This is a genomic window from Nitrospira sp. (assembly GCA_016788885.1).
Lineage (GTDB): Bacteria > Nitrospirota > Nitrospiria > Nitrospirales > Nitrospiraceae > Nitrospira_A.
In genome coordinates this window covers 47,354-72,069 of the sequence record JAEURX010000042.1, presented here as the reverse complement: position 1 = coordinate 72,069, position 24,716 = coordinate 47,354, and the positions used below count along the sequence as shown (strand labels likewise).

The window sequence follows — 24,716 nt, the reverse complement described above, 5'->3', positions numbered from 1 at the left end:
ACCGACTGTTTCCTCGGGAGCAAATGGCGGTGGGAGGACGCTATAGCGTCCGGGGCTATCGCGAAAACACCCTGCTCCGGGACAATGCCTGCGTGTATCAGTTTGAGACCCGCTTTCCTGTGTGGAGTTCCAGCGAAGGATTTCCTTACGTGCAGTTCTGCCCCTTCGCGGATGTCGGCCATTCATGGTCGGCCAAGGGAGTGAGCGGTGATCCGCAAACGTTGGCGAGCGTCGGAGCCGGACTCCGGTTCAATATCACCACGGTGGCAAACCTCAATGTGTATTGGGGACGGCGACTCGTGACGAGTAATGTCTCGAACCCCCATAACGGTCTGCAGGATGAGGGGGTGCATATACAGTTCGTGCTCAACATTCTCTAGCAGGATGTTGAAAAAGCCGGCCAGCGGCGTTCTCGCGTCGCTCAGAGGCTCACCGTACGGCACGAGTACGATTCGCCTCTTCGCTCGTTGCGGCCTTGCTGGACGGCCTTTTTGAACATCCTGCGGGCTGTTCCTGAATATCTGCTATGTGGTCTCTGCGATGAGTGAGGGCTCGTGGGTTGGGCTTTAGCGGACAAGCGGGGAGGCGGGAGCCTTGGCGGAATAGGGTTCTCCCTGTTGGATGCGGCGCAGGTACGGCTGACTGGCTGCGAGCAGAGCGCTCTGACCGAGCGGAGCGTTGGTTGCGAGTTTGAGCCGGATCAGACAACCCTGCTGCGATGTGACGGGAGAGAGCAGGCGAATCGACCATTTCATACGCAGATTGTCTTCCCAACAGGTCGTTGATTCCTCCTGGCAGGCTGGTTGTTGGAGCCCGTAACTAACCGTCGTCACCTGCTTGTTTTCTACCCGCATCTCCTGCAATCGACGCTCGACATCCAAGACCCATCCTTGGCCTATCAGAAAGCTGTAGGCCTCGGTCCCGCGCTCATCGCAATAGGCCTCCAGCGTCAGATGCGCTATCGGATCTCGATCAAGGACCAGGGCCGTCGAGGCCAGGAGTTCTGCTGCTTCTGCCGCAACGATGGGATGATCGTCGGCGAGGTAGAGGTCACCGAGCACGGTGGTCCTGCTTTCTGAATGAAGGGGGGGCTGCCTGCGGGCAAGCGTGACAGAGCCTACTCTCGCGCCGGTTAGGGGACTGTCCTCCACTGTCGCCACGAGCGGCCCGGTCTCGACCCGTGGAAAGTATCCGAATTCTTCCCCTTTGACATTGGCGAGAGGCCGTTCTCTTGGCGAATGATATGTGAGGGAAGGCCATATGGAGGAGGCGGTTGTTGACGATACTCCCGTGAGGATGTCTGCTCCGAGAGAAAAACGGGCCTCACTGATGGAGTTTGACAGAATGAACAGCCCGATCAAGATAGAGATGCGGAAGGCAGGCATGGCAATGGGAAAGGGATTTATCATTAGATTCCATGAAGCGCTGTGCTCCGTCGGCGGGGGAGATCAAGTGCCACATACGCAGCATCGCTCTCCATCAACTATAGCAGGCGGTTTTCAGCTGGCTAGGAAGGGGAGCGGAGGGAGAAGTGTCTCATTATGCTCGTGGAGGAGCATCAGTATCAGTCAGGACGTAGATGCAGGAGGTCTGGTCGTAGAGTTGAGTTACAACCAATTGTTAATCAATAAGAAAGGTGCCCACAAGCCCGGATGGGCTCGCTCGGGGTTTTTCAGCAGCGTGAGCTGCGCCTGTTGCAATGCCATCGCCTTGGATATGACTGGATCCTGGAGATTCTTGTAGAACTCGGTGATGAGTTCGGCCGTGGCTTCGTCATCGATAAACCAGAGGGTTGCGAGGGCGCTTTTCGCGCCGGCCTTGATCGCCATTCCTGCCAATCCTAAGGCCGCCCGGTCGTCGCCTGCCGCGGTCTCGCAGGCGCTCAGCGTCAACAATTCGAGCGGAACCGTGCGCATCTCGAACAATCCCACGAGATGGCTCAAGCGATCCATCGTGATGCGGTCGTCGAACGTGAGCACAAAACTCTTCGTGACGTCGCTTTCGACCTTGCCGTGGGAGGCGATGTGGATCATGTTGTATGGCTGTTCATTGAGGTCATGTTCGACCTTCCCGGCGCGAAACTCTTCATTCAGCACCTGTTTCCCACCGTAAATAGCCTGAACCGCCTTTAATTCATTGCCGACATAGGGCAACGCCGGAAAGCCCTGCACCGCCTCGGTCAGCCCCATGGAAAAGAAGCGGATCTGCTTCCGGTTGAGCGGTCGCGGATCCGTGAGTGTCAATCCCGGCGTGGTCGCCACCGCATAGCGTTCAATCAAGAACTTCGAGCCGTCATGCAAGGGCCCCATGGGAATTGTCCGTAGTGGTCCGTCCGGTACGAAGACCAGCGTGGTGATGTGCGCATTGGTCAGGTCTGCTTCCATGGGGCGAATCAACCACTGATAGAGCGTCTGGGCATGGGAACGATAGGCGTTATTTGAACGGTCCTCGAGGCCGAGCCTGAAGGCGCGTATTTCTTCCGTCAGCTGCTCTCCGGTCACCGGCACGATGAATTGTTTCAATCCGTCCGGCATGCTCACGAGCAGCTCCATGCGGTCTGCCAGGATAATGGGATAGACGATAGCCGTGGACTTGGATTCCTGGGCGACCGCCGTACTTGTCGATCGGGCCGTCGCGACACACTCATCTCTGAAATAGTCTTGCAGCTCCGCCGCCTTGTAGCGTTCAACCGTGTCCTGCGCCTGTCCGAGGAGATGCTGGCGGGCCGCTAGGTCCGGTGTTGAGGATGCGCGTTGCAGTAACAGATCCGACAGCTCAAAGAACAAATTGCCTGTCGTCTCGCGAAAGGAAAACCGGCGGTTTTGGCCGCCCACCATGAACTCCGAACGAATGGGTTGCAACGTTTCAATCGCCCGCTGATAGGCAGCCATCGCCTCGTTGATCTGGCCTTTACTCCGCAGCAGACGAGCGGTTTGCCAGTGCCATCGGTACAGGGACTCCGGGGAGGTGACTTGTTGAGCGGCGAGGATGGCCCGTCTGGTCAGGTCCAGCGCTTCATCCGTGCGATGCTGCATCTCATACAGGTGACCCAAGTAGCCCCATCCGTAGGATTCGTTCCGTGAATCCCCGATCTTGGTCGCGATCTGGATCGCATTCCAGTAAGCATCAGCTGCCTGGCGAAGAACGGGTTCACCGATGTCACCTTTCTTTTCGAGAGGGGCGGGCAGAGGGCTAGGCTTTTTTTGAGAGGGTTGTGTATCAAGTGGAGGTGTAGTCGCAGCCGGCCCCTGCGTCGGAGGTGTCCCCGGCTGTAGTTCAACACCCCGTGAACTCTTGGCCGCAAGTAGCGTCCGTTGCACGACATTTCTCGAAGAGACGTCGCCGATGCGAGGTCGGACAATTTCTTCATAGGCGTCTCCAAGGCTGAGCCAGGCATTGGCCTTGTCGAACGAATCCGGCATGGAGGCGATTTCCTGCGCGGCGATATCCAAGCGCGCCTTGGCTGTGTCGAGCGCCCCTTCTTGAATCGTGGCCCGGCCGGCATTGATCAGGGCGATGGTCGTCAACGATGGTTGATGGGAGGCTTTTGCCAGGATGGACGATTCGGTATAGGCAGCCACGGCAGAGGAGTATCGTTCGTCGGCCGTGAGAATGTTGCCCTGATCGTTCAGCATGGTCGCGGCAAGGGCCGAATTGTCGAGTGCTCTGGCCGAAGCGAGCCCCTCTTCGATTGCACGCAACGCTTCTTTATTCTCACCTAGAGCAAAGAGGACAGAGCCCAGCCGCCCCTGCACAATGGCTTTAAAGAGGGGGTCTCCAATTCGATCCGCTTGTTTCCCCGAATCAACCAAGAGCGATCCCGCTTCCTTATAGTGTCCGGTTTGATAGAGCGCCTGCGTGAGGTTCACTTGCGCCTTGATTTGCTCCCGCGTTTTGCCATCCCGTTCATAACGTCGGCCGGCCTCGGTCCAATATTGCATCGCTTGGGTGAAGGCCCCTTGCTGATAGGCGGATTGCCCTTGTTCCATCAATTTCTCAGGAGAGACTGTCGCTTGTGCGAGCGCGTCTGTTGCCCAAGCCTGACCGGCAGCGACGATGCAGACAAAGAAGACCGCAAGAAGCGTCATCGTTTTTATGTCGGGTATCACGTAAGATGCCGAGGTGTGGAAGGACGGCGGTAGAAGTGTGTCGTAACTGGTGGGAGGCTCAAGCACCGTGGCCATGACGCAACCTCCTTCTTTCCCAACCTGCTCGACAGCATTGCGCGTATCGACTTCCAGTTGCAGAATGTCATAGGAAGAGCAACACTTCGATGCCCGGTATGATTGTATCGGGAAGCCAGGACTGCTGCAATGGACATTGCCGATGAATGAGAGGAAACTCTAGCCACTATACGTGTATTTCTCGTGCGGCATTCCTCGACAAGGGGGGCACAATTGTCTATATTTTCTGGACTCCGTTGGCGGCGTGAGAATACCAACCTTGATTGACGGGGTAACGGGTGTCCTATGAATAAGCTGCGTCCATGGTCCTATGCACCGCTTACGCTCTGCATGGTCTTGTCGCTCCTCGACTCCCCAAACGCCCTTGCTGACGCAAACGCAGCGAGCCACGAGCTGGAGACTGTTCGTGGTGCGGGCTGTTATTCCTATGGCGACAACGAGACGCCGGCTCAAGCCAAAAGAGCCGCAATGACCATTGCGCAGGAGCAAGCCGTTCGAAGTCATCGCGTGTTCGTGGAATCCACCTCCACCGTGAGGAAGTTCCAGCTTGAAGACGACCTGATTCAAACGGTGAGCGCCGGGATGTTGGAACAGATCAGGGTGGAAAAAGAGGAAAAGAAGGGGCAGGAAATTTGTATTTCGGTGAGCGCCAAACTGAGCCCGGTTTCATTGGAAGACTTGATCAAGCAACGAGCGAACGCTAAACAGGTTGCGCAAGAGGCGGAAACTCCGTTGATGCCGCAATCGCAAGGGTTCGGGTTGAGGGTGTGGGTCGATAAGGCCGATGGCCATTACATCGAGGGGGATCGTCTGGTCGTGTATGTGCAGTCTGAGCGCGATGCCTATCTGAAGCTTGACTATTTCATGGCTGATGGTTGTGTGGTGCATTTGGTGCCGAATGTGTATCGCGGCCAGGCGCTGATTCATGGTGGGCAGACCTATTCGTTCGGGGGCGATGCCGATCCAGAACATATCCTCATCACGCACCCGTTTGGCGCTGAAACCATCAAGGCGATGTTGAGCGCTGTGCCGATTGAGGACAGCGGTGATAACGCCGGACGTGGGTGCGACGAAAGCCGAGACTACCTCCAACGCCTGGAGTCTGACATCAGGAAGGGAAGTCGAGGGGCGAAGTTAACCGGCGTGGATCGGTCCGTGTCCTTGCTCACAACCAGTAAAGCAGTCGATACCTATACCAAGGAAAAGCCAGGACCTCCACGCCGGAAGTAGATGCCCTCCCGTGCAGTACCGTCAAATGTACAATATTCACAAAGCTGGGTGGGAAATCTAAGAAACCGTGGTGACGGCGCCCTCTTCAGATGTCTGGTCTGAGGTGCCTGAAACAAATCGCAGGGTCAGGACATCTGATAAGCGAACGACCGTCCCTGCCGAGACAGGCGTTTCCTCTCCTTTACAAATGACCCTACCATTCACCTCCGTCGGTTGAGTGGATACTGAGCGAAAAATCAGTCCTTCCGGCGCCCGCCTGACTTCAAAATGCCATCGACTGATGTGCTGCGCCAGAGACGGATCTTTGTGGGTCAGCACAATGTCATTCGCTTGTGTGCCGTTCATTTCTCGTAACCGGCCAAAGGTGATGATCGGCTGCGGAGGTAGCGGGATCTGCTCGCCTGTTTCCTCAATCACCACGGCAATGGGGAAGCGCAGGGGATCAGCCCAGGCAAATGTAAACACTTCCATCGGTTCATTGGCCCCGGCGAGCTTTACTGGTCCGATAGACCGACAGCGAACCCGGCGTTGGACAGTCAGTTCAAGAAATGCCTGCTTCGTGATGCGGATCTCGCCTGGCTGCGCGGTGGCGGCGAGCTTCGCGCAGAGATTCACCGGATCGCCCGTGACGATGACCCCATCCGTCAAGACGGTGCCACAATGGATGCCGATTCTCGTTGTCATCTGATGCTCAGGCGGAATATGGGAATTCTCCTGCAGTCGCAGGGTTTGGAAACGTTCCAACACTTCTACCGCCGTCTCGACGTGGGGGAAGCAGAGAAACACGCCATCGCCGACTGTATCCACAATGCGGCCGGCTGATCCATCCAGGCTCTTGACGATGAGGTCCACATGGCGTTGCTGAAGCCTGCGCCCTGCCTCATTTCCAAAACGTGCAAAATAGGCCGTCGAGCCGGTCACGTCGCTGAAGGCCAGCGCGTGCGTCCTTTCAAACCGCCGGGCAAGCAATGCCGACAGTTGATTTTGAAGCCGAATAATTTCGGTTAAGCTGAGAGACTCGAAATCAAGTGACATGAGATTTGGGGGGATGCGCCGGTATCTTCAATCAAGAATGTTCCGTCGGGTCAGGTGCCTGGCGGCGGTCTCGCTATTTCAGGAGAAGCGTATGACTACGGCTGTCGAATTATCCTTCCCACCTTGCGAGTTCGCTTCAACAACAAGCCCCTTGCAGGCCTCATCAGGCGACTCAGCAGCAAGGGTTAAGTGGGCTATGATTTCCCGATCGCTCAGCATGTTGGTAATTCCGTCGGTGCACAACAAGAGGATATCCTCTGATTGAACCGCCTGATTGGAAATATCAGGATCTGTTTGTCCCTCGATGCCTAACGCTCGGACAAGAATGTGACGCTGAGGATGCGAGGCGGCTTCCGCCGGCGCGATGTGCCCTCGTGCGAGAAGATCCGCGACAAGCGAGTGATCACGGGTCAAGAGTCGAAGTTCCTGGCCGCGGCACAAATATGCTCGACTGTCCCCGACATGGCCGATCACGACTTGTAATGGAGCTAAGGAGGACACCAGCATGGCAACGATGGTGGTCCCCATGCCGGATAATGCAGGGTCTTCAAGGGCCCTTTGGCGAATGGCCGCGTCGGCCTCTTGAATGGCCTGGCGCAATTCAAATGATGCTTCACCATTGCTCTGTTCGAAAAGAAAGGGCTCACCGTTTTCCTGGGAATGGTGGAAGTGGTCAAGGAGAGCCTTGACGGTCAGGCTGCTGGCAATATTGCCGCCTGCTCGCCCTCCCATGCCGTCGGCAACGACCCACAGCCCTAGGTCATTGTCCACGAGAAATGCGTCCTGGTTGGACGAGCGGAGTAAGCCGACATCGCTTAGCCCTGCACCGTGCCAGTGAGGGATTGAACTCTCAAGACCAGGGAGCATGGCGTTCACCCAAGGTGAAGAGGGCAACGTTTCAGAGCCCAGCATCTTCTTAGCGATCAAATGGGGAACGGGAGCAGCATCAACAACAATGGGCATAAGCTACCGCAACCGCGGCGCTTTCTCAACGAGCCTGTCGTGAGCAATGTTCCATAATTAATTGAGGGCATCGTTTCTGCAGAAGGGTGATTGATTCCGACTACAGGGGAGTTGCTCGTCAAAATCGCGGAAGCACCCAAGCCATTGGAAATCGAAACAGGGTTGCGAGTGCGCGAGTCAAACAAATTAAGTTAGAGATTATGGTGCAAGAGACGGTGAGACGACAGTCAGGAGGATCGAATAATTTGTGGAATTCGGAATCCCGTTCCAAGGAATGGTGGAGGTTGGATCAGCCACGGGCTCCGGAACCATTATCCCCCAACCGCGGTGTGCGCGATTAACTTGGAGGGTGGCCTAAGCACGGGGGCAGGTGAAACGTATTACCCAGGCTGCACTACTCACCCCGTTGTTTCGAGCCGTAAGAAATGGATGCGCCCTGATTGATCGCCAGCCACGATGGTGCCCAGCTCTCCAACTGCGCAAGCGAGCATCGGGCTGTCTCCGGTAAAGGTAGCCACCATTTCTCCATTCCTCGCATCCCAAACTTTGATTGTATAGTCGTGTGAAGCAGAGATTACATATCGGCCATCATCGGATACCGCGACATCGCTTACCTCGGCCGTGTGTCCCAAGAATGTCCGTGCTTCTGTGCCATCATCGATATTCCACATTTTCACGGTATGATCATCTGATCCCGATATGACGAACCGACTGTCAGGGGTAACTGCCACAGCATTCACGCGGGCAGCATGTCTCGAACGGTAGCGCGCTTCTTGTTGCTCTTGGAGGTTTTCAATTTCCTTTCCATCGTTCAGGTCCCACACCTTGATGGTGAAATCTTCGGAACCAGAGACAAGAAAACGCCCGTTCGGCGTGACCGCCAGCGCCCGCACCCAATGCTGAAAGAGTTCAATCGTCATGCGCTTCCGGCCAGTAGCGATATCCCAAACCTGCATTGTCCGGTCGTCCGAGGCTGAAATTGCAAGATCTCCGGTTGGCGTGACGGCAATTGCCGTAATCCTATCTGCATGGACGCTAAACGCGCGCTGTTCGGTTCCAGTCTCCAGACTCATGACGCGAATGTATCGTTCGCCGGCCGCATAGAGAGCCCGCCGGCTCTTGGGTATGTGCACTAAATGCCAGAGGCCTTGTCCCTTGAACACGCGCAGCTTTTCTAGGCGCTCGACATCCCAGACGACCATTGTGCCGTCCGAGGAAGAGGAAATTGCACGACGTCCATCATGGGTAACCGCGAGCGCCCTCACCTGAGTCGCATGCCCAGTGAAGCTCTCGCGGTCCAAGCCGCGTCGTAGGTTCCAAACCTTGAGCGTACGGTCGTCTGATGCTGACACGCAGTACTCTCCATCTCTGGTCAATGCCACGGCATTGACCCAGTCGGCATGTCCCCTGAGAAGGCTTCCCTGTCCCTTGCCTTCTATGTCCCAGACTCGGAGCCAGTGCATCTCTGAGCAAATGATGCGATTGGTATCCGGTGTGATTGCCATTCCTCTGACTAAAGAGGCTTGACTCATGATCCCGATGGCGCGCTTCTCTACACCGTGGTCGAGGTCCCACAGTCTAAGGGTATTGTCGTTGGACGCTGAGATTGCGAGCTGTCCGTTCGGACTTATGGCTACGACATTCACCTTTGAGGTATGTCCTGTGAGTGTCCATTCTTCTCGCCATGTTTCGATGTTCCAGACTTTTAGTGTTCGGTCATCAGAAGCTGAAATGGCATATCGGCCAGTCGGACTCACAGCTACCGAATTGACCTTTCCAAGATGACCACGGAGAGTACATTTCTCAAGACCACGGTCTAGGTCCCATACCTTAAGTGTCCGATCATGAGAGGCGGAGATAACGAATTTCGCATCTGGAGTCACCGCTAGGGCTGTCAGCGCATCGAAATATATATGCATCTGCCGCAGTTCTGCTCCAGTCGTGATGTCCCAAATCCTCAGCGTGTGGTCATCTGACACTGAAACTGCACGTTGTCCATCCGAAGTGATAACAACCGCTCTAATCCAATCCCTATGGCCGACCAGAGTCCGTTCTTCGTCGTTTCGCTGTAGGTTCCAAATCCTCAGAGAACAGTCATCGGAAGCGGAAACTGCATGACGTCCGTCGGAAGTGACCGCCACCGCCCGCACCCTTGCAGAATGCCCCGCAAGAGTGAAACACAGGGCTCCCCCCGGCGCTATCAAGATGGGAAGTAGAGGTCGGAGCCATTGCCGGGTCCTCCACCTCTCAGCCTTTTGCCGCAATGACCGGATATCCTCTGAAATGTCAGCTGACAATCGGCCCAATAACTGGCCTGGAAGTTGCGTTGTGTCATCTACCAAAACATGTGCGGACAGTTGAAGCGCCTCTCGAACCAGTCTGACATCTGTATCGCTATCGAAAGCATAATCTGCGATCACAGCGCTGACCTCGGTATTGTTCAGTTTCGCTATTAGCCAGTCAAAATTTAGAAGCAGCTCCCGCAGATCTTTTTTCCGTCCCGCACCGAGAAGGTGATAAGGCAGCCAGCGCCAGGCGTAGGGCTCGGTTAAACGGGACGGTTCTCCCCACACATCAACAAGCTTGCCATGCAAATTTCCAGGATTGGCCAGTTTGCTCGAAAGGTAGGCCCGCATCACATCATGTAGGCGAATGGCGCCAGTTTGGAGGTTGAATTTCAGCAGTGACAGATTATCAAGGCGGAGCGCCAGCTCTTTCGTCGCCAGACTTTTGAACCCCCATAGGTCACCGACCACACGAAGCGGGATGTCCTTGTCTTCGGGGAAGATGGCCAGTTCCGAGTACCGTTCACGCTCGCCCGGAGTTAACAGGTCGAGGCTTACCTCGATGGTCTTGGTGATGGCCTGGTTGCGCTGCAGGGGATTACGCTGGTCGAAGGCCACGACGCCTTGGTCATCGAGCTTTTCACGAAGATAAACTATGGCGCCTTCTTGAGTATCCCCGCGCTCGATAAGTTGTCGCAGGGTGCCGTTCGTCAATTCGAGCAACAAGGGCCATTCGCCGAGGCGCTGGGCCAACTCACGAAACGGCGTGAGATCCCCTGCTGGCATGGGGAGGCGCATTGTCAGCATCTGGACCGCCTCGGATGGCGTCATTGCGTCGACGTTCACCCGTTTGCTTTCGGCGGCAATGTCAAAGTTCCTGGTCGTGATCAGTCTCGTGCAATGGGTCGCACCACGCATGAACGGCTGTAAATGCGCAGAGTCCCAAACATCGTCGATCACGATCAGGCAACTCTTGTCTTCGAGTTTCTGGGCGAGGTGGAAGGCCGCATCCTCCTCATCGACAAACCCCGGATGTTCACCCGTCAGCGCGGCATACAGTTTGGTGAGCCCCGCCTGAATCTGAGGCTTTTGACCAAGGGTGACCCACAAAATGCCATCGTCAAAGGCGGTGATCACGTCATCATGATGGCACAAGGCCGCGGCGAGCGTCGTCTTCCCTAATCCGCCTGCTCCATGCAGTGTGGTCGTGATCGTCACGGGGTTCTCGCGGCTCGTGTCCAACAGCTGGTTCATCAACTGTTCGAACAACAGCGGACGTTCGACAAACCCTTCCGGTGGATCAGGCGCCATGAAAGGGACCCGCGCCGCTTGGCAGGGACTCTTCAAATGGTTGATGAAGGTTTCCCATTCGCGGTCCAAGTCAAAGAAATGGGCTTTGCTCATCCAATGAGGCACACTCGTCCAGTCAAGCTCTGCATCCGACACGCCCTTCACGGGATACACGCAGAGTCCTAGTTGGCGCGCGTAGCGCCATTCCTTGCGGGAGGTCGTCGATTGCATGGCCCCAGGTGTCATGACGAGGACTAGAAATTGGACCTTCTCTAACGCCTCCGTGATTTGCTTCCACCAGCCGACCCCGCCTTCCATCCTTGCCCGGTCCTGCCAGAGGCTGATTTCCGGGTGCTCGCTTTCCAAACGCTTGCGCAGCCTGGTGGCAAATTCTTCGCCGTCCTTGCGGGCGTAAGAGACAAAGACTCGTGGCGATTCAGACATGGTTAGTCGGCTCATTCACAGGCGATTAGACTGGGGTTGTAGCGTCTGCGCCAGTTTGCCGTCCGCGATATGGCTGTAGGAGATGAAGGCTTTGTATTAAGCGGATCTGAACTGTTCATGGGCGCCCGGAAAAGTTTGCTCGGCATTCTACACTTTTTCTCAGAAAAACACTTTAAACCTCCCTCTGGATGGACTCCGGCGTCCATATGGAAGGCGGTGGCCACAAATCCTGTGTAAAAGCTCGAAATGCATCCGTCGAACCCTGTCAGTGGTTCGTGTAACAAGCTGCCAAATGTATTCGACGTCCCGCCTTCAAGTCCCCCTCGTCACTGTCGGAAGGCGGACCGCCTTTGCAGAGTTCAACAAGCACAAGCTTTGCCGGACCACTAGCAGCCTGGCGGCATCATCATTGAAAGGAAATACATGTAAGTCATGCCGACGGCGTCTGAAAGGTGGATACCTTCTCTCCCTGGCGTTGAACATTTTCGTCGCGAGTACTGACATAGCCCAACCGTCGACAAGTATTGTGAAACCAAGAGCCTGTTAACAATGCTGACGAAGAGCGTTCTGAACATTCTCCTCTTTTGTTGAACAGGTGCACTGTCTATCGCTTGCTTTCTTCAAATCGCCTCTCGCCGAAAAATCTTCATCGGCAGGTTAACTGAGCCCAGGGGTTTCAATAAAAATTCAAACGGGATGAAGCTCTATGGCTCTACTTCAACGCAGCGGCACAGTGAGTGCCTAATGAGCGACGGCTTCAAGGATTATGCGAAATATGAAATCTTTCAAGACCCGCTCGCATTTTGGCTAAATGCTTCCATTTCCGTTGTATGTGCTTGATTTATTTCGATGAAAGGCATACCTTTCGATCCTTCGAAGATGCACCTAGTCGTCTGCACCAGTACTGTGGGGTTCTGTCCGCTCAAGTGACGTGACTGCCCTATGCCGAGTCCTTTGCTACAGACTCCCAATCCTGAATCAGTGGCTCCTTGTTTGTCTTGGGATAAGGTCTGTGATCTGCTAGGAGGAGCTGATTGGGCAACCATCCCTGAGCCCGCTCACTCACTCCCGCCCTTTCGAGCCAAATTCTCCTCCGGCCGGCAGTTTCTATTCGAGGATGAGCCAGGGCGGCTACCTCTGGAACAGTTATGGCTGAAGCTCAGCGGATTCGCCGGCCTCTGTCGTCGGGTGGCTGAATTCTATCGACAGGTCCAGCGTCCCTATTTGTCTCTGGATCCCGCGCATATCAGCCTGCGTGTCAGCGATCAATCGTTCGCGTGGCTTCCGGCCCGGTGGCTTTTTGCCATGGAATTGGACGTTGCGAAGGGGGCGCAACCTTTGGTCCACGAGACCATGCCGAAGGAAATGGCCCGGGACATCTTTATTCCATCCGGAAACCTCGATGCCGCCTATGCCGCGCCCGTGATGAGGCAATGGCCCATGGGCCGCGAACTCTCAGTCACGGTCCTGCTTCGTTCAATTGAGCGGCTTCCCGATGACACAGACGAACAACTCTCACGCGGACTCTTACGCGCCCATGTATTTTCAGAGACCGTCTCATTCGCTGACTGTTCCGAACAAGACGCATTCCACCTCGCTCTCAAGCTGCCGGGGAACGGGGCGACTTTGATTCATCTCTGGGCAAGAAGAGTAGAGGAGGCCGAACGCGGGCTGATCGTCAGCGGTGTGACGGATCCGATTCCAACCGCAGCATGGAACCAATTGGAACGGGCCAAACAGCAGGTATTTTCCGACACCGGAGCAAAGGTCTATCGCGCGTTCCATCTTGCCTGCGATCTGTACAGTCTGGGGATGTTGCTGTTTCGCGCGCTTCTCGTCCATCAGTCCCGGTCATTGGAGCAGGTGCAGCAACACATTGCAGGACTGCTCGAGAGGCTGGAGCCCCTTGTTCAAGGCTTGGATCCTGATGATCATTGGACTCTCTTCTCGCGCGTCAGCGAGCGATTCAAAGAACAGGGCGAGGTCTTCCCGTCACCTTCTATCAGCATTCCGGAATCGGTGTGGTATGACGCGCTGATCTGCGGCTTGCGACTGGTGTCCGGGATTCGGGGCTTCAGCTTCTGTGACCACATGGGAACGACGGACAATAAGCCGGTCCCGGAAGCGTTGCAGCGCGCCACGCGTGCAGCAGAACATCTGGCCGAACAGGCGAGGATCGAGTTGTTTGACGCCGCTGCCCGGCATCGTGACCTCATGCGGGTCTGTGATCGTGCGCTTGCTGAGCGGATGTAGTGTGCATGATGGCTATTCGATTGGAAATTCACCCGCGTAAGGATTTTGGCGACGGCAAGTCATGGGAGCGTGTCTTCGACCAAGGGGAGGTGACGATCGGCCGGGCTTCCTCGAACGATGTGACGTTGCAGGATCCTCAGCGGGTCGTATCCTCTCGTCATGCAGAGATTCGACGCAAGGCCAACGCCTGCGTGCTGGTTGATATGGGGAGCACCAACGGCACCAGGATGAATGAGCGGCCGCTGGTGCCCCAGCGCGAATATCCATTGCAGGAAGGCGATCAAATCGGCATCGGGGATTTCACTATTTTGTTTTCATTACAAACCCAAGAGGCAAACGGTACCGCGCACAGCATGGCTGAGGATCCGCGGATCGCTGTTCAATGCGGCGACGCGGAAGCGCTCGTGTACGAGCTTTGTCGTCGTTATGCCGAATTGAGAGACTGTACGCCGAAGGAGCGGGAAGCGGAGTTGCTGGTCCTGCTGCGTCAGGCCTTGGCACAACAGGATGCACGAGCCTGCGAATCCCTGCTGTCCAAAGTCCGAGCCGGGTTGTGCCTGCGACTTGGTCAACCGGCCGCCGCTGCTGCTGGTCCTCCTCCCGAAGCGGTTCCTGCACAACCAGCGCGGGCGAATCAGACTGCCGAGGAAGCGGCCTATCGAGGTCTTCTGGCTATTGCGCAGAAATACTGCTTAAGACTTCCCGCGCCGATGAGCGCTGAATTCATCGGGCAGTTCGCGCAGCGGATCGATCAGATTCTCCAGATCACCTTCAGCAATCTGCTGGAGTCGTTACGAGGCAGGCGGCAATTTGCCCGTGAATTAGAGGTGGAGGCGACCCGTATTCTCAATTGGGCGCCTAATCAGATCAAACAGGCGGAAAACGAGCAGCAGGTCGGGGCCTTTCTTCTCGACGCCTTGTCCAATCCACAAGAAACAGAAGCCGTCATGGCAGATCTTCAACGGGTCTTTCGCGATTTGGCCCTCCATCAGATCGGGGTCATCAAGGGTTTTGAAGAGAGTCTTCGCGCCATACTGAAAGAGTTCGATCCGGCGGCAATCGAAACGGAAATTGAGGCCAGTCCGGTGGAAATCGGGCCGTTGCGTCTCCCTCCTTCCTTCCGTCTCCTGAAACATTGGGGAGCCTGGAAACACTTCAAACGAAAACACCGGCGGTTTACAGAAGAGGAAGTCAGGATCTTTGAACAAATACTGGCGCCACATTTCGCGAAAGGCTACCTGGATGTCCAGAAGACTCAACGTGGTCGGTAATCTGTGTTTCTTTCTGATCATCCTCATGATGGGAGGAATCACCGTCGGGTGCGGGAGCGGCATCAAAGATGTCCGAGTCACGCTCCTGCCGACCTATAGGCTGAATCCCGATGAATCAGGCGCCCCCTTGTCCGTTGTCGTGCGCGTGTATCAGTTGAGGAATAGGGAGCGGTTTGACCGAGCGGATTTCCGGGCACTCTGGAGGAATGACGAGAAGGAGTTGGCGGGGGATTTGCTCGAACGGAGGGAGGTCACGGTCTATCCTGAAACGAAGACCTCCATAGAATTGCAGGTAGATCAGAGGAAGGGGGTTCAGTTTCTGGGAGTCATGGCGTTGTTCCGTAAGCCGGAAGGAGAGCTCTGGCGGCGGGTCGTGTCGTCGGACCAGTCCACGTGGATTCCCTTTGCAACCCCCACCGTCAAATTGATTCTGGATGAACACAAGCTCAAATTGAAGGACGAATAAGGAAGGCGACGGTCATCACAATGGAGAACAACCAACGGGTCGTCTGGAGCGAGGGGATGCTCCTCACTCCGCAGTTATTTCAACAGTGGGACCAGTATTACGAGCGTCATCTCAATGAACGGCTTCGTGCGTTGGTCGCGTTCGGGTATGGCGCCTTGAGGCTGGACATCGATCATGACGGGCTCTCCAACGGCCGGGTCACGTTGCTTGGTTTTCATGGGCTGTTGCCGGATGGTGTGGTCGTCAGGATTCCGGAAGAGGACATGGCTCCGCAAACGCGGCTCATTGGTGACCTGTTCCCGGCCTCAGTCGATCACCTCGATGTGTTTCTGGCCTTGCCGGTGGAGCAGACGGACGGCGTGAACTGCGCGTTGGGCGGCGAGTCGGGCTCTCGAGCCGCTCGGTATTCTTCAGCCTATGTCGAACGGAAGGATTCCACGACGGGCGGCAATCCTCAGGAGATCCTCGTCGCACGAAAGAACCTCCGTATCTTGTTTTCGGGCGAACCCACGAGCGACATGGTGGTCCTGAAGATCGGCGAGTTGCTCAGGACCCAGTCGGGGGCCGTCGCATTGAAGGAAACCTACATTCCGGCTTGTCTGTGGATCTCCGCCTCGGCGTACCTCATGCGGCTGCTCCGCGGCCTTATCGAACTCATTACGGCTCAAATCGGATCCTACGGTAATGCTCAGCGTGGCATTTTGGAAGCCATCGGAATGGATCTGGGAAAATATCACCTCATCTCCGCGCTCATGGCCCATTTGCCGGCCATGCAACATGCGAATCTGGTTGAAAAGGTGCATCCGGAGTTTCTGTATCTCATCCTTGCCCGTTTGACCGGAGCGCTCTCGATGTTGGCCGGACCCCTTGAAGTCCTGACGCTGCCGCCCTATCGACACGACAACCTTGCAGCCACCTTCGAGGACCTGGACCATACCATCCGCTCCATCGTGGAACGATTTCAGCCCACGCATTACCTGACCATCGCGCTGGAGGCCAGCGGGGATAACGTCTGGGTGGCGCGGGTTCCGGAAAGCCGCCTTTTTGCGTCCTCTCAGTTTTTCTTGGTGGTCGCCGGCGATCTCAGCGAGGATCAGATTCGCCAGCAAGTGCCGCAATTCATCAGGATCGGTTCGCCCGCCAAGCTAAAGGAAATTGTGGCAGCCGCGATGCCTGGAGTTCGGCTGTACCATACCCCGCGCCCTCCTGCGACATTGCCGGTTCGGGTTGGCCAGCAATACTTTCGTTTGGATGATCGAGGAGTGTTCTGGGAGGAAATCAAGAAAACGCAAATCGTTGCCCTCCATGTTCCTCAAAGCCTGCAATCCCTTCGGCTGCAGTTGCTGGCAACGAAGGAGTAGTCAGCCATGGTCACCGTCCCGGCCGAAAAGACGAACTCCCTGAGCGAAGTGTTCAACGACCTGTTGGTGCTCGGCGTACAACTCCGTGATGCCACCAATCCGGGAGGAGTCGAGAGCCTCCGTACCCGGCTCCAGCAGTTGTTCCAAGCAGCTGAGGAAAGAGGCCGCACCTCCGGCGTGACCCAGGAGGCGTTGACACAAGCTCGCTACGCTGTGGCCGCATTTCTTGACGAGATGCTCATCAACTCGCGCTGGCCGCAGAAGGACGAATGGGCCGCTCGGCCGCTGCAATACGAATTATTCGGGGAATTTACGGCAGGGGAAGGGTTCTTTAAACGACTGGAAAGTATTCGCGGTGGCATCCCGATGAACGCCGACTTGCTGGAGCTCTACACCTACTGTCTCATGCTCGGGTTCGAGGGCCAATACAAGCTGCAGGATCGTGAAAAATTACGAGGGCTGGTCGAGGACCTTGCACGCCAGATTCAAGGAAAGCGCGGGGAGATCCCACCGCTTTCGCCTCGTGGGCGACGCCCGGAAGAGTTGCTGGAGATGGTCAAGAGCGAGCTTCCGGTCTGGGTCATCATTGCAACCAGCACCGCCCTGGTCCTTCTGTTCTATCTCGGACTGTCTCTGTTGATCGGACAGGATGCCGGCTATGTCGGCCATGAATTGAAACGGCTCCTCCAGGAGGTGCGGGGATAATGGGGTTGTTTGCGAGGATAAAATCGCTGGTGGTAGCCATGCTGGGGCATCGCCGCCTGGTGGTCGAGTTCGGACTAGTCTGTTTGGTCTGGTTGGTCTGGGTGGCCGGTCCGACGATCGGTCTGGATTCGGTCGAAAGCCGGGTGCAGATTATCATCGCCATCGTCTTATTGCGGTTCATCTTCTCTGTCATCCAACATGTCGTCTCTCAGCACCGTGCCGTGCAATTGGAGGTATCGCTGCAACAGCAGGCCCAGGTTCAAGTGGCGGCGGCCAGGCCTGACCATAAGGAGGAGTTGGAAGCATTGCGCCGCCAGTTCGATAAGGGCCTGGCGGCTCTGAAAGAGTCTACGATCGGGAAGGGGGTTAAAGGGAAAGCAGCTCTCTATGCCCTGCCCTGGTACATGTTCATCGGGCCGCCCGCCTCTGGAAAAAGCACCGCCCTTCGCCATTCCGGGTTGCAGTTTCCCTATCTCGGCGAATCCGGGCAGGGGCTGCAGGGAATGGGAGGAACCAGAAACTGCGACTGGTGGTTTACGAATGACGCGGTGCTGCTCGACACGGCCGGTCGCTATGTCACCCATGAGGAAGATCAAAAAGAATGGCTGGGCTTTTTGGATCTGCTCAAGAAGTGCCGGAAAGAAAAACCCCTCAACGGCATCCTCGTTGCGATCAGCATCGCCGATCTGATGCAGGCCAGTGAGGAGGAGCTGGAGGCTCATGCCAAGAAAATTCGAAGTCGTATCGACGAGCTGATGACGCATCTGGGAATGACATTTCCCATCTATCTGATTTTCACGAAATGCGACTTGGTGAGGGGTTTTGTTGAATTTTTTGATGAACTCACGAAGGCCGAGCGGGAGCGGATTTGGGGCTGCACGTTTCCCAAGAGCGCTGCCAAAGATCCGCCGCAAGTGCGTTTCAAGACCGAGTTCGATCAGTTGCTCGCCGCCGTGAAATCCCGCCGGTTCGCCCGCCTGGTGAATGCTCGCGGACCCTACAAGTTGAATATTTTCACCTTTCCTCTCCAGCTCGCTTCTGCGACCGACAAGTTGGCGCATTTTGTCGAAGTGTTGTTTCAATCGAACCCGTACCAGGAAGGTCCGATGTTCCGCGGGTTCTATTTGACCAGTGGGACGCAAGAGGGGGCGCCGATCGATCGCATCCTCGGGGTCATCAGTCGCGCTTCCGGACTTGGTGATATGGTCGCCTCAATGTTTTCGCCCGCCGAGACCAAGAGCTATTTTCTGAAGGAACTGTTTACCGACGTCATCTTTCCGGATCAATTCCTCGCGGGGCCCTCGACCGCCATCCATAAACAACGGGGCTTCCTGCGCGTGGCCGCCTTTGCGGCGGGAACGCTATTTGTCGCAATCTCAGTGATCGCGCTTGCGTTCTCCTATGTCGGGAATAGGGCGCTGGTCAGCAATACCCTATCGGTGGCGCTGAATGCGCCCGATCTCCAAGTGACGGATGCGGCGAGCCTCGAAAAGGATGTGGAGTATCTCGATAGGCTGGGCGGTCGTTTGGGGGAACTGGTCTCCAATAGCGAGAACGGTGTGCCGTTCCGACTCTGGGGTTTATATCGAGGAGAGCGGCTGCTCGGCGATCTCGAGGAGGTCTACGCGCGGCAGGTTGAAAAGATCTTTCTCCTTCCGACGAAGCGCGCGATGGAGGACGAACTTTATCAATTTGCGTCGGGAGAGTCGCGCGGGGAGGCGATAGGCGCAAGTGATCACTACTATTCCATGCTCAAAGCCTACATCATGCTCGGTGAGCCCAAGCGCCTGAGCAGCCCATATTTGGAGCGATGGCTGACCACTTACTGGAACGAGCGGCTGAAGGGCCTGTATGCCACCTATGCGGTTCCGGACTGGGTGCAGGCCAGTATCAAACGGCATATGGCTCTCTATACCGCTGTGCTGGCTCGCGCGCAACAGGGCCGGGTTGAGTTAAATAAACACCTGGTGGCGAGCGCGCAAGAGCGTCTGCGCGATATCCCCATTGTGGACCGGCTCTATGGCCTCAGCCTTCGTGAAATCGACGAATCTCTTCGGCCCGCTCCATTTTCTGTTGAGACGTCCCTTCAAGGAGGTCAGCAGGGGACGGTCGTCAGCAACCATATGATTCCTGGTGTGTTCACCTACGAGGGTTGGAAAGGACCGTTCCAGGTTGCCATGGGTCGCGTGCTCGAAGGTCTTGGAAGCGAAGCCTGGGTCGTGGGCGAGCCTGATACGAAACAGATCGATCTGGAGCGGGGGATCAAGACACTCTACTTTCAAGACTATCGACTGCATTGGCGGGCCTTCTTGAAATCCCTCTCACTTGGTCCCGCCGTCACTCCGACGGACATGGAAAAATTGCTCTCGATCTTGAGCCTGCCGGATTCGCCCTTCCTGCGAATATTGGAAGCGGTCGATCGCAATACCGTGCCGGAGCCTGAAGGCATTGCAAAACTTCAGGAGTCGGCAGTCGGCTTGCTGGGAAAGGTGAAGGAAAAGCTAGGGTTGGAAGCAGTCGGCAAGAAGCTCGAGAAGCCACCGCGTGCGTCGGACGCGACTGAGTTTCCGGGCGGAGTCACCGTTTATTTTCTTGCGCTGCATGATCTGATTGTTGCCCGGAAGGATGCAAAGGAAGAGACGCCTATCGTCCAGTACCTGACGGAATTACGGAAGGCGCACCAGGTGTTTCGACCCATTCTACTTGAGGAGACCATCAGCCCGGGTACCAACACCCTTGCGAGGACCATCGTGGCTGGAGGATCGAATGAGCTTAAGCAGGGGATGGAGAAGACAGATGCCTTCCTGCAGAAGCTGGACACCGAATTACGAGAATCCATGGCGGCGTTGCTGTCGGAGCCATGGTTGATGACCATGCGCGGAGTGTTAGAGCGGACGCGGTTGGATATCGACCAACGCTGGGGCACCGATGTGTTTCAAGCCTGCAAGCGTACGATTGAGGGTAAATATCCCTTTCGCTCATCTGGAGAGGATGCTGTGGTGGAGGACGTCGTCAATTTTTTGCACCCGGATAAGGGGGCGCTCTGGCGTTTCTACCAGGCAGACTTAAAACCATTTCTGGAAGAGAGGGGCGACCGTTTAGTGCGCAGAGCATCGAACGGAGTCGCGCTGACCGTCTCCGATGCCTTCATCGAGTCGTTGGAGAAGGCCAGGTTTGTTTCAGAGAGCCTCTTTACGAAAGCATCTCCGGATTTGGGATCGGTGATCGAAGTCTATCCCTATCCGCCAGGGGGGGCTGGCGGTCGAAGCGTCAGTGAGATACGGCTGGACATTGGTGGCGAGCCGCTGCGGTATCGCATGGAGCCGCAAGACTGGTGGGAGATGAAATGGCCTGGCCCGACACCGTCTCTTGGAGCCGCGCTGGTTGTCAAGGTTGGCGACAGCTCGGTCACGAGGGACTTCAAGGATGTCTGGGGACTGTTCAAGCTTATCAGGGCTGGTGCGATTGAGTCGACCGATCACAGCGATGTCAAGGTGAAGGTCCAATGGGAGTTACTAACCCCGGACTCCAAGCCGCTGCATATCCGATATGACGTGAGAGCCAAGAGCATTAGGAACCCATTCCGTCCTGGATTCTTCGAGCAATTCACCTGCGTCCCCCATGTGACGTGAGCTCAATGTATAGCTCTACGCTCGGCTATTACGGAAAGCTGCCTCTGTCTGCGGAATTTATTCGATGCCAGGCGTCAGGAGCGGAGATTGATGCATTGGATCAGTGGATCCGCGAGGGGATGTTCCATGCAAAATCCACCCTGGGGCCTTCCTGGTCCATGGAATTCATGCAAGGGGATCAGTGGACGTTTTTATACTTGCCGCCCGATCGGAGCCGCTTCCTGGTCGGCCTCCTGAAACCAAGTCAGGACAAGGCGGGGCGAGAGTTTCCTTTTTTGATTTACTTACTCTTGGAGAGGAAGGAGTTTCATGAGATCCCCTGGTGCGCACCCATGCATTTCAGGGAGTTTTTTGAGCAGAGCCATCGGTTGCTGGAGGATATCAGCACCGAAGCCGATCTCAACCGCCTGCAATTTCGGCTACAGGCGCTTTCACCGGTAGAGGCGCCTGAGACCACTTTTATAGAGACGCGATACCATGCGGAGCTGCTGCACCGCCGGATGCGAGAATACTGGACTGATGTATTGGGCGGGTTCGACAGTACCCAAAAATACGACCTGCTTCGGTCTTTGCTCCATTCACGGTCAGGATCGGACTCCGCGAGCCGACGCCACTGGCAGGCCCAATTCCCCTTGCTCATAGATAGCAAGGAGGAGACCTACGACCTCCCATTTTGGATGGATCTCGCATCTCACGCCTCGGGCCACCGGCCGGAGACTGGGATTCTCTTCTGGAATCGATGGCCTTCCAAGATGAAGCCGTTGCTGTTGGTCTCCATGGAACGACCGCTCCCCCAACTTCTGCTTTCTCTCATCCGTCCGGAAGGCCGGCCAAATGAGCTGTTCGAGAACGACGATGAGGGGCAGTTGACGGAGGCTGGACGTGAGCTTCTCGATGATGGAGACGTGACCTTGGAGGCATTTCTGCATCGTGTGTCGGGACTCAGCGCCGGGGGATCCTAAAAAGCGAGGTCGGTTCAAAGGGGTTCGGCGGGCAGTGGGGAAAGATGTGGAATGCAAGTATTTGCCGCAGAGACAGCCTTGCTCTTTTCCTGTGATTTCACTAGGATGGAATCCCTTCCACCCCTCAGCAGAGGTCCCTTGTATGGGAGCAAATGACTTACTCAAACTGCATCAACTCTCCGCGGCGATTTCCGAGTTAAACGAGGACATTAAGCGACATCCGACCGACGCCAGACTGCGGACGTTCCTGTTCGAACTCCTCTGCTTCACCGGTGACTACGAGCGGGCGCACCGTCAGCTTGACGTCATCGGACATCAAAACGAACAGGTCGGCATTGGCGTGGAGGTCTACAAAAACATCCTCCGTGCCGAAGTCACTCGGCGGCGATTTTTCAATGAGGGCATCAAGCCGAGTTTTCTGTTTGAACCTCCCGAACATGTCGCACTCTATATAGACGCTCATAACCAGCTGCGCGAGGCGCACCAGGTTGAGGCCAAGGCGCTGTATGAACGGGCACAGCGTGCCAGGCCGGAGATCCGAGGCCGGATGAAAGGGCAGCCCTTCACCTCCTTCCGTGATTCCGACGATCGCCTCAGGGGCATCCTGGAGGTGATTGTGCGCGATTCCTACATTTGGATACCCTTCGAACGCATTCACAAAGTGGTCATTCCACAGCCGAAACACTTGCGGGATTTGCTCTGGGTGCCGGCGACGGTGGAAATAGAAGATGGCCCTGTGGGTGAAGCCTTTCTACCCGTGCTGTACGCAGGATCGGAGCTGGAGGTCGATGACAAGGTGCGTCTCGGCCGGATGACCGAATGGCTTGATCTGGGCGCAGGATTGGTCGGAGGAGTCGGTCAGAAGACCTTTCTCGTGGATGACCGCGAAGTTTCGATCCTGGAAGTCGGGGAGCTGGAGTTTGAGGTGTTGGCGGCAGTGCGATAGGCAAAGGACATCATGGCTTCCGTGCCGACAGTGGATATCGATGCGATTCTCAAGCCGATCTCAGGCGACAAGCCCTGTGGGCTTGATCCGCGAGACGGCGTATCCTTTGAATTGCTCAAGGAAGCGCGTCGCGAAGAAGATGCCGCAAGCCAGGGCGAATGGAAGCGCGAAGTGAAGGTCGCGGACTGGCCGAAGGTTATTCAACTCGCGACAAGAATTCTGTCGACTGAGGGCAAAGATCTTCAAGTGGCGGCCTGGCTGACCGAAGGATTGGTCAAGAAATATGGCTCAGCAGGACTCCGGGATGGCTTCAAGATCTTGGGTGGATTGCATGAACAGTACTGGGATTCGTTTTACCCGTCGATTGAAGACGGCGACCTGGAGTTTCGCGGTGGACGGCTCGAAGCACTGAATAAAATCCTTCCGGTCGCCATCCTCAACATGCCGTTGGTTCAGCCACCCGGCGGGCCAGCCTACAGCTGCTGGCAATACAAGGAATCGCAAGAAGTCGAGAATCTGCGCCGGGGAGCGGCGACGGATGGGCAAAGAAAGCGGCAGCTTGCCGAGGCATTGGAAGAGGGCAAGCTCGAAGGGGAAACATTTGAGAAGGCGGTCGCGTCGACACCTTTGAGCCATTGCTCGACCATTCTTGAGAATCTGAACCAGAGTTGGGACGAATTTGAACGGTTCGAGCGTATCCTGGATGAGAAATATCGCCCGGAAGCGCCGAGTTTGCGACTCATCAAGGAGGCCTTGAGCGAATGCCGGTCTCTGATGAATAGCATTGTTCGAAAAAAGGGGGGTGTCGGGGTACCGACCATAAGTCAATCAGCCATCGTTCCTCAGGAGGCCGACATGGCACCGGTGGTACACATGACGGCGAGCGGATCCGGCATTGTGCCGGTTGATCGCGCAGATGCATTGCGGAGACTGGGAGCCGTTGCGGAATTTTTTCGGCGGACGGAACCGCATAGTCCGGTGGCCTATCTTGTCCAGCGCGCAGCGCGGTGGGGAGAAATGCCGCTGGAAGAATGGCTCCAGGAGGTTATCAAAAGCGATGATGTGCTCGGCAACGTCCGTGAAACGCTGGGGCTAACCCAGAACCGGTCGGCGAGTGACCAACATACGTAGTCATCTATCGATGGAGGATGTTCATGGCGCGTGAAAGCACTCAACACAAGTTGGATCGAGTTCGTCCGCCGCGTGTGCAGATCACCTATGACGTGGAGACGGGCGGCGCCATTGAGATGAAGGAGTTGCCCTTCGTCGTTGGCGTCATGGCAGACTTGGCTGGAAAGCCAGAGCAGCCACCTGCGCTCTTGAAGGATCCTAAGCGCAAGTTCGTGGAGACCGATCGAGATAACTTCAATGATGTGATGAAGGGGATCGGCCCTCGTCTCGCGTATAAGGTGGATAACAAGCTAACCAATGACGACACCAAAATTGGGGTGGAGTTGCGCTTCAATAACATCGATGACTTCAGCCCCGAGCAGGTCGCCGACCAAGTCGAGCCTTTGAAGAAGCTAGTCGAGGTCAGAAAGCAGCTGTCCGCCCTTCTGGCGAAAACCGACGGGAACGACAAGTTGGCGGAGAAACTCCAGGAGATTATCGCCAACTCTGAGTTGCAGCAGAAGATCGGAAAAGAAGCAGGACTGGGAACTGAAGGTGGTTCCCAGAAGGAGGGCTAAC

The 24,716-nt window shown here is 56.1% G+C and carries 17 protein-coding genes; 12 read left to right on the top strand and 5 right to left on the bottom strand.

The features are described from left to right. On the top strand, nt 1–380 hold a 380-nt coding region (locus tag JNL86_11690; protein ID MBL8043569.1), incomplete at its 5' end, for a BamA/TamA family outer membrane protein. A gap of 186 nt (nt 381–566) precedes the next feature. Here the strand turns inward: JNL86_11690 and JNL86_11685 are convergent. Both JNL86_11685 and JNL86_11680 read right to left on the bottom strand, forming a co-directional pair. Next, a complete protein-coding gene (locus tag JNL86_11685) occupies nt 567–1,061 on the bottom strand; it encodes a hypothetical protein (GenBank protein MBL8043568.1) in 495 nt (164 codons plus the stop codon). 546 nt (nt 1,062–1,607) lie between these two features. Then, the gene (locus JNL86_11680; GenBank protein ID MBL8043567.1) at nt 1,608–4,184 is read right to left on the bottom strand and encodes a CHAT domain-containing protein; all 2,577 of its coding nucleotides are present in this window, start codon (nt 4,182–4,184) and stop codon (nt 1,608–1,610) included. Nucleotides 4,185–4,469: 285 nt separating this feature from the next. On the opposite strand from JNL86_11680, the gene JNL86_11675 reads away from it, so the two are divergent. After that, on the top strand, nt 4,470–5,414 hold the full coding sequence (locus JNL86_11675) for a DUF4384 domain-containing protein (GenBank protein ID MBL8043566.1): 945 nt from the start codon (nt 4,470–4,472) through the stop codon (nt 5,412–5,414). 57 nt (nt 5,415–5,471) lie between these two features. Here JNL86_11675 and JNL86_11670 read toward each other — a convergent pair whose 3' ends face one another. From JNL86_11670 to JNL86_11660, 3 genes are all read right to left on the bottom strand, one after another. After that, a complete protein-coding gene (locus JNL86_11670) occupies nt 5,472–6,449 on the bottom strand; it encodes an adenylate/guanylate cyclase domain-containing protein (GenBank protein MBL8043565.1) in 978 nt (325 codons plus the stop codon). A gap of 78 nt (nt 6,450–6,527) precedes the next feature. Beyond that, nucleotides 6,528–7,412: a Stp1/IreP family PP2C-type Ser/Thr phosphatase gene (locus tag JNL86_11665; protein ID MBL8043564.1), complete on the bottom strand. Its 885-nt coding sequence runs from the start codon at nt 7,410–7,412 to the stop codon at nt 6,528–6,530. Nucleotides 7,413–7,810: 398 nt separating this feature from the next. After that, entirely contained in the window at nt 7,811–11,431 is a 3,621-nt protein-coding gene (locus JNL86_11660) for a TIR domain-containing protein (protein MBL8043563.1), read from the bottom strand. A 942-nt stretch (nt 11,432–12,373) separates the two neighbouring features. Between JNL86_11660 and JNL86_11655 the strand changes: the two genes are divergently transcribed. The 10 genes from JNL86_11655 to tssB all read left to right on the top strand — a co-directional run bounded on the left by JNL86_11655 (nt 12,374) and on the right by tssB (nt 24,715). After that, nucleotides 12,374–13,684, top strand: coding sequence for a hypothetical protein (locus tag JNL86_11655; protein MBL8043562.1), 1,311 nt, complete (start codon nt 12,374–12,376; stop codon nt 13,682–13,684). Between the two features lie 5 nt (nt 13,685–13,689). After that, a complete protein-coding gene (tagH, locus tag JNL86_11650) occupies nt 13,690–14,955 on the top strand; it encodes a type VI secretion system-associated FHA domain protein TagH (protein ID MBL8043561.1) in 1,266 nt (421 codons plus the stop codon). Further along, nucleotides 14,945–15,421 carry a type VI secretion system lipoprotein TssJ gene (gene tssJ, locus JNL86_11645; GenBank protein ID MBL8043560.1) on the top strand — a complete coding sequence of 159 codons (477 nt, stop codon included), beginning with the start codon at nt 14,945–14,947 and terminating at the stop codon, nt 15,419–15,421. The genes tagH and tssJ overlap by 11 nt, the downstream gene beginning before the upstream one ends. A gap of 20 nt (nt 15,422–15,441) precedes the next feature. Further along, complete coding sequence (gene tssK / locus JNL86_11640; protein MBL8043559.1) at nt 15,442–16,782, top strand: type VI secretion system baseplate subunit TssK; 1,341 nt, start codon at nt 15,442–15,444, stop codon at nt 16,780–16,782. Between the two features lie 6 nt (nt 16,783–16,788). Beyond that, a complete protein-coding gene (gene icmH / locus JNL86_11635) occupies nt 16,789–17,487 on the top strand; it encodes a type IVB secretion system protein IcmH/DotU (GenBank protein MBL8043558.1) in 699 nt (232 codons plus the stop codon). Continuing rightward, entirely contained in the window at nt 17,487–21,119 is a 3,633-nt protein-coding gene (gene tssM, locus JNL86_11630; GenBank protein ID MBL8043557.1) for a type VI secretion system membrane subunit TssM, read from the top strand. Before icmH ends, tssM begins: the two co-directional genes overlap by 1 nt. Nucleotides 21,120–21,124: 5 nt before the next feature. Further along, nucleotides 21,125–22,081 (top strand): type VI secretion system-associated protein TagF, encoded by a 957-nt coding sequence (gene tagF, locus JNL86_11625; GenBank protein ID MBL8043556.1) that lies wholly within the window; start codon nt 21,125–21,127, stop codon nt 22,079–22,081. A gap of 142 nt (nt 22,082–22,223) precedes the next feature. Then, complete coding sequence (locus JNL86_11620) at nt 22,224–23,027, top strand: hypothetical protein (GenBank protein ID MBL8043555.1); 804 nt, start codon at nt 22,224–22,226, stop codon at nt 23,025–23,027. 12 nt (nt 23,028–23,039) lie between these two features. Next, the gene (gene tssA, locus JNL86_11615) at nt 23,040–24,158 is read left to right on the top strand and encodes a type VI secretion system protein TssA (GenBank protein MBL8043554.1); all 1,119 of its coding nucleotides are present in this window, start codon (nt 23,040–23,042) and stop codon (nt 24,156–24,158) included. Between the two features lie 23 nt (nt 24,159–24,181). Then, the gene (gene tssB, locus JNL86_11610) at nt 24,182–24,715 is read left to right on the top strand and encodes a type VI secretion system contractile sheath small subunit (protein ID MBL8043553.1); all 534 of its coding nucleotides are present in this window, start codon (nt 24,182–24,184) and stop codon (nt 24,713–24,715) included. Nucleotide 24,716: the final 1 nt, after the last annotated feature.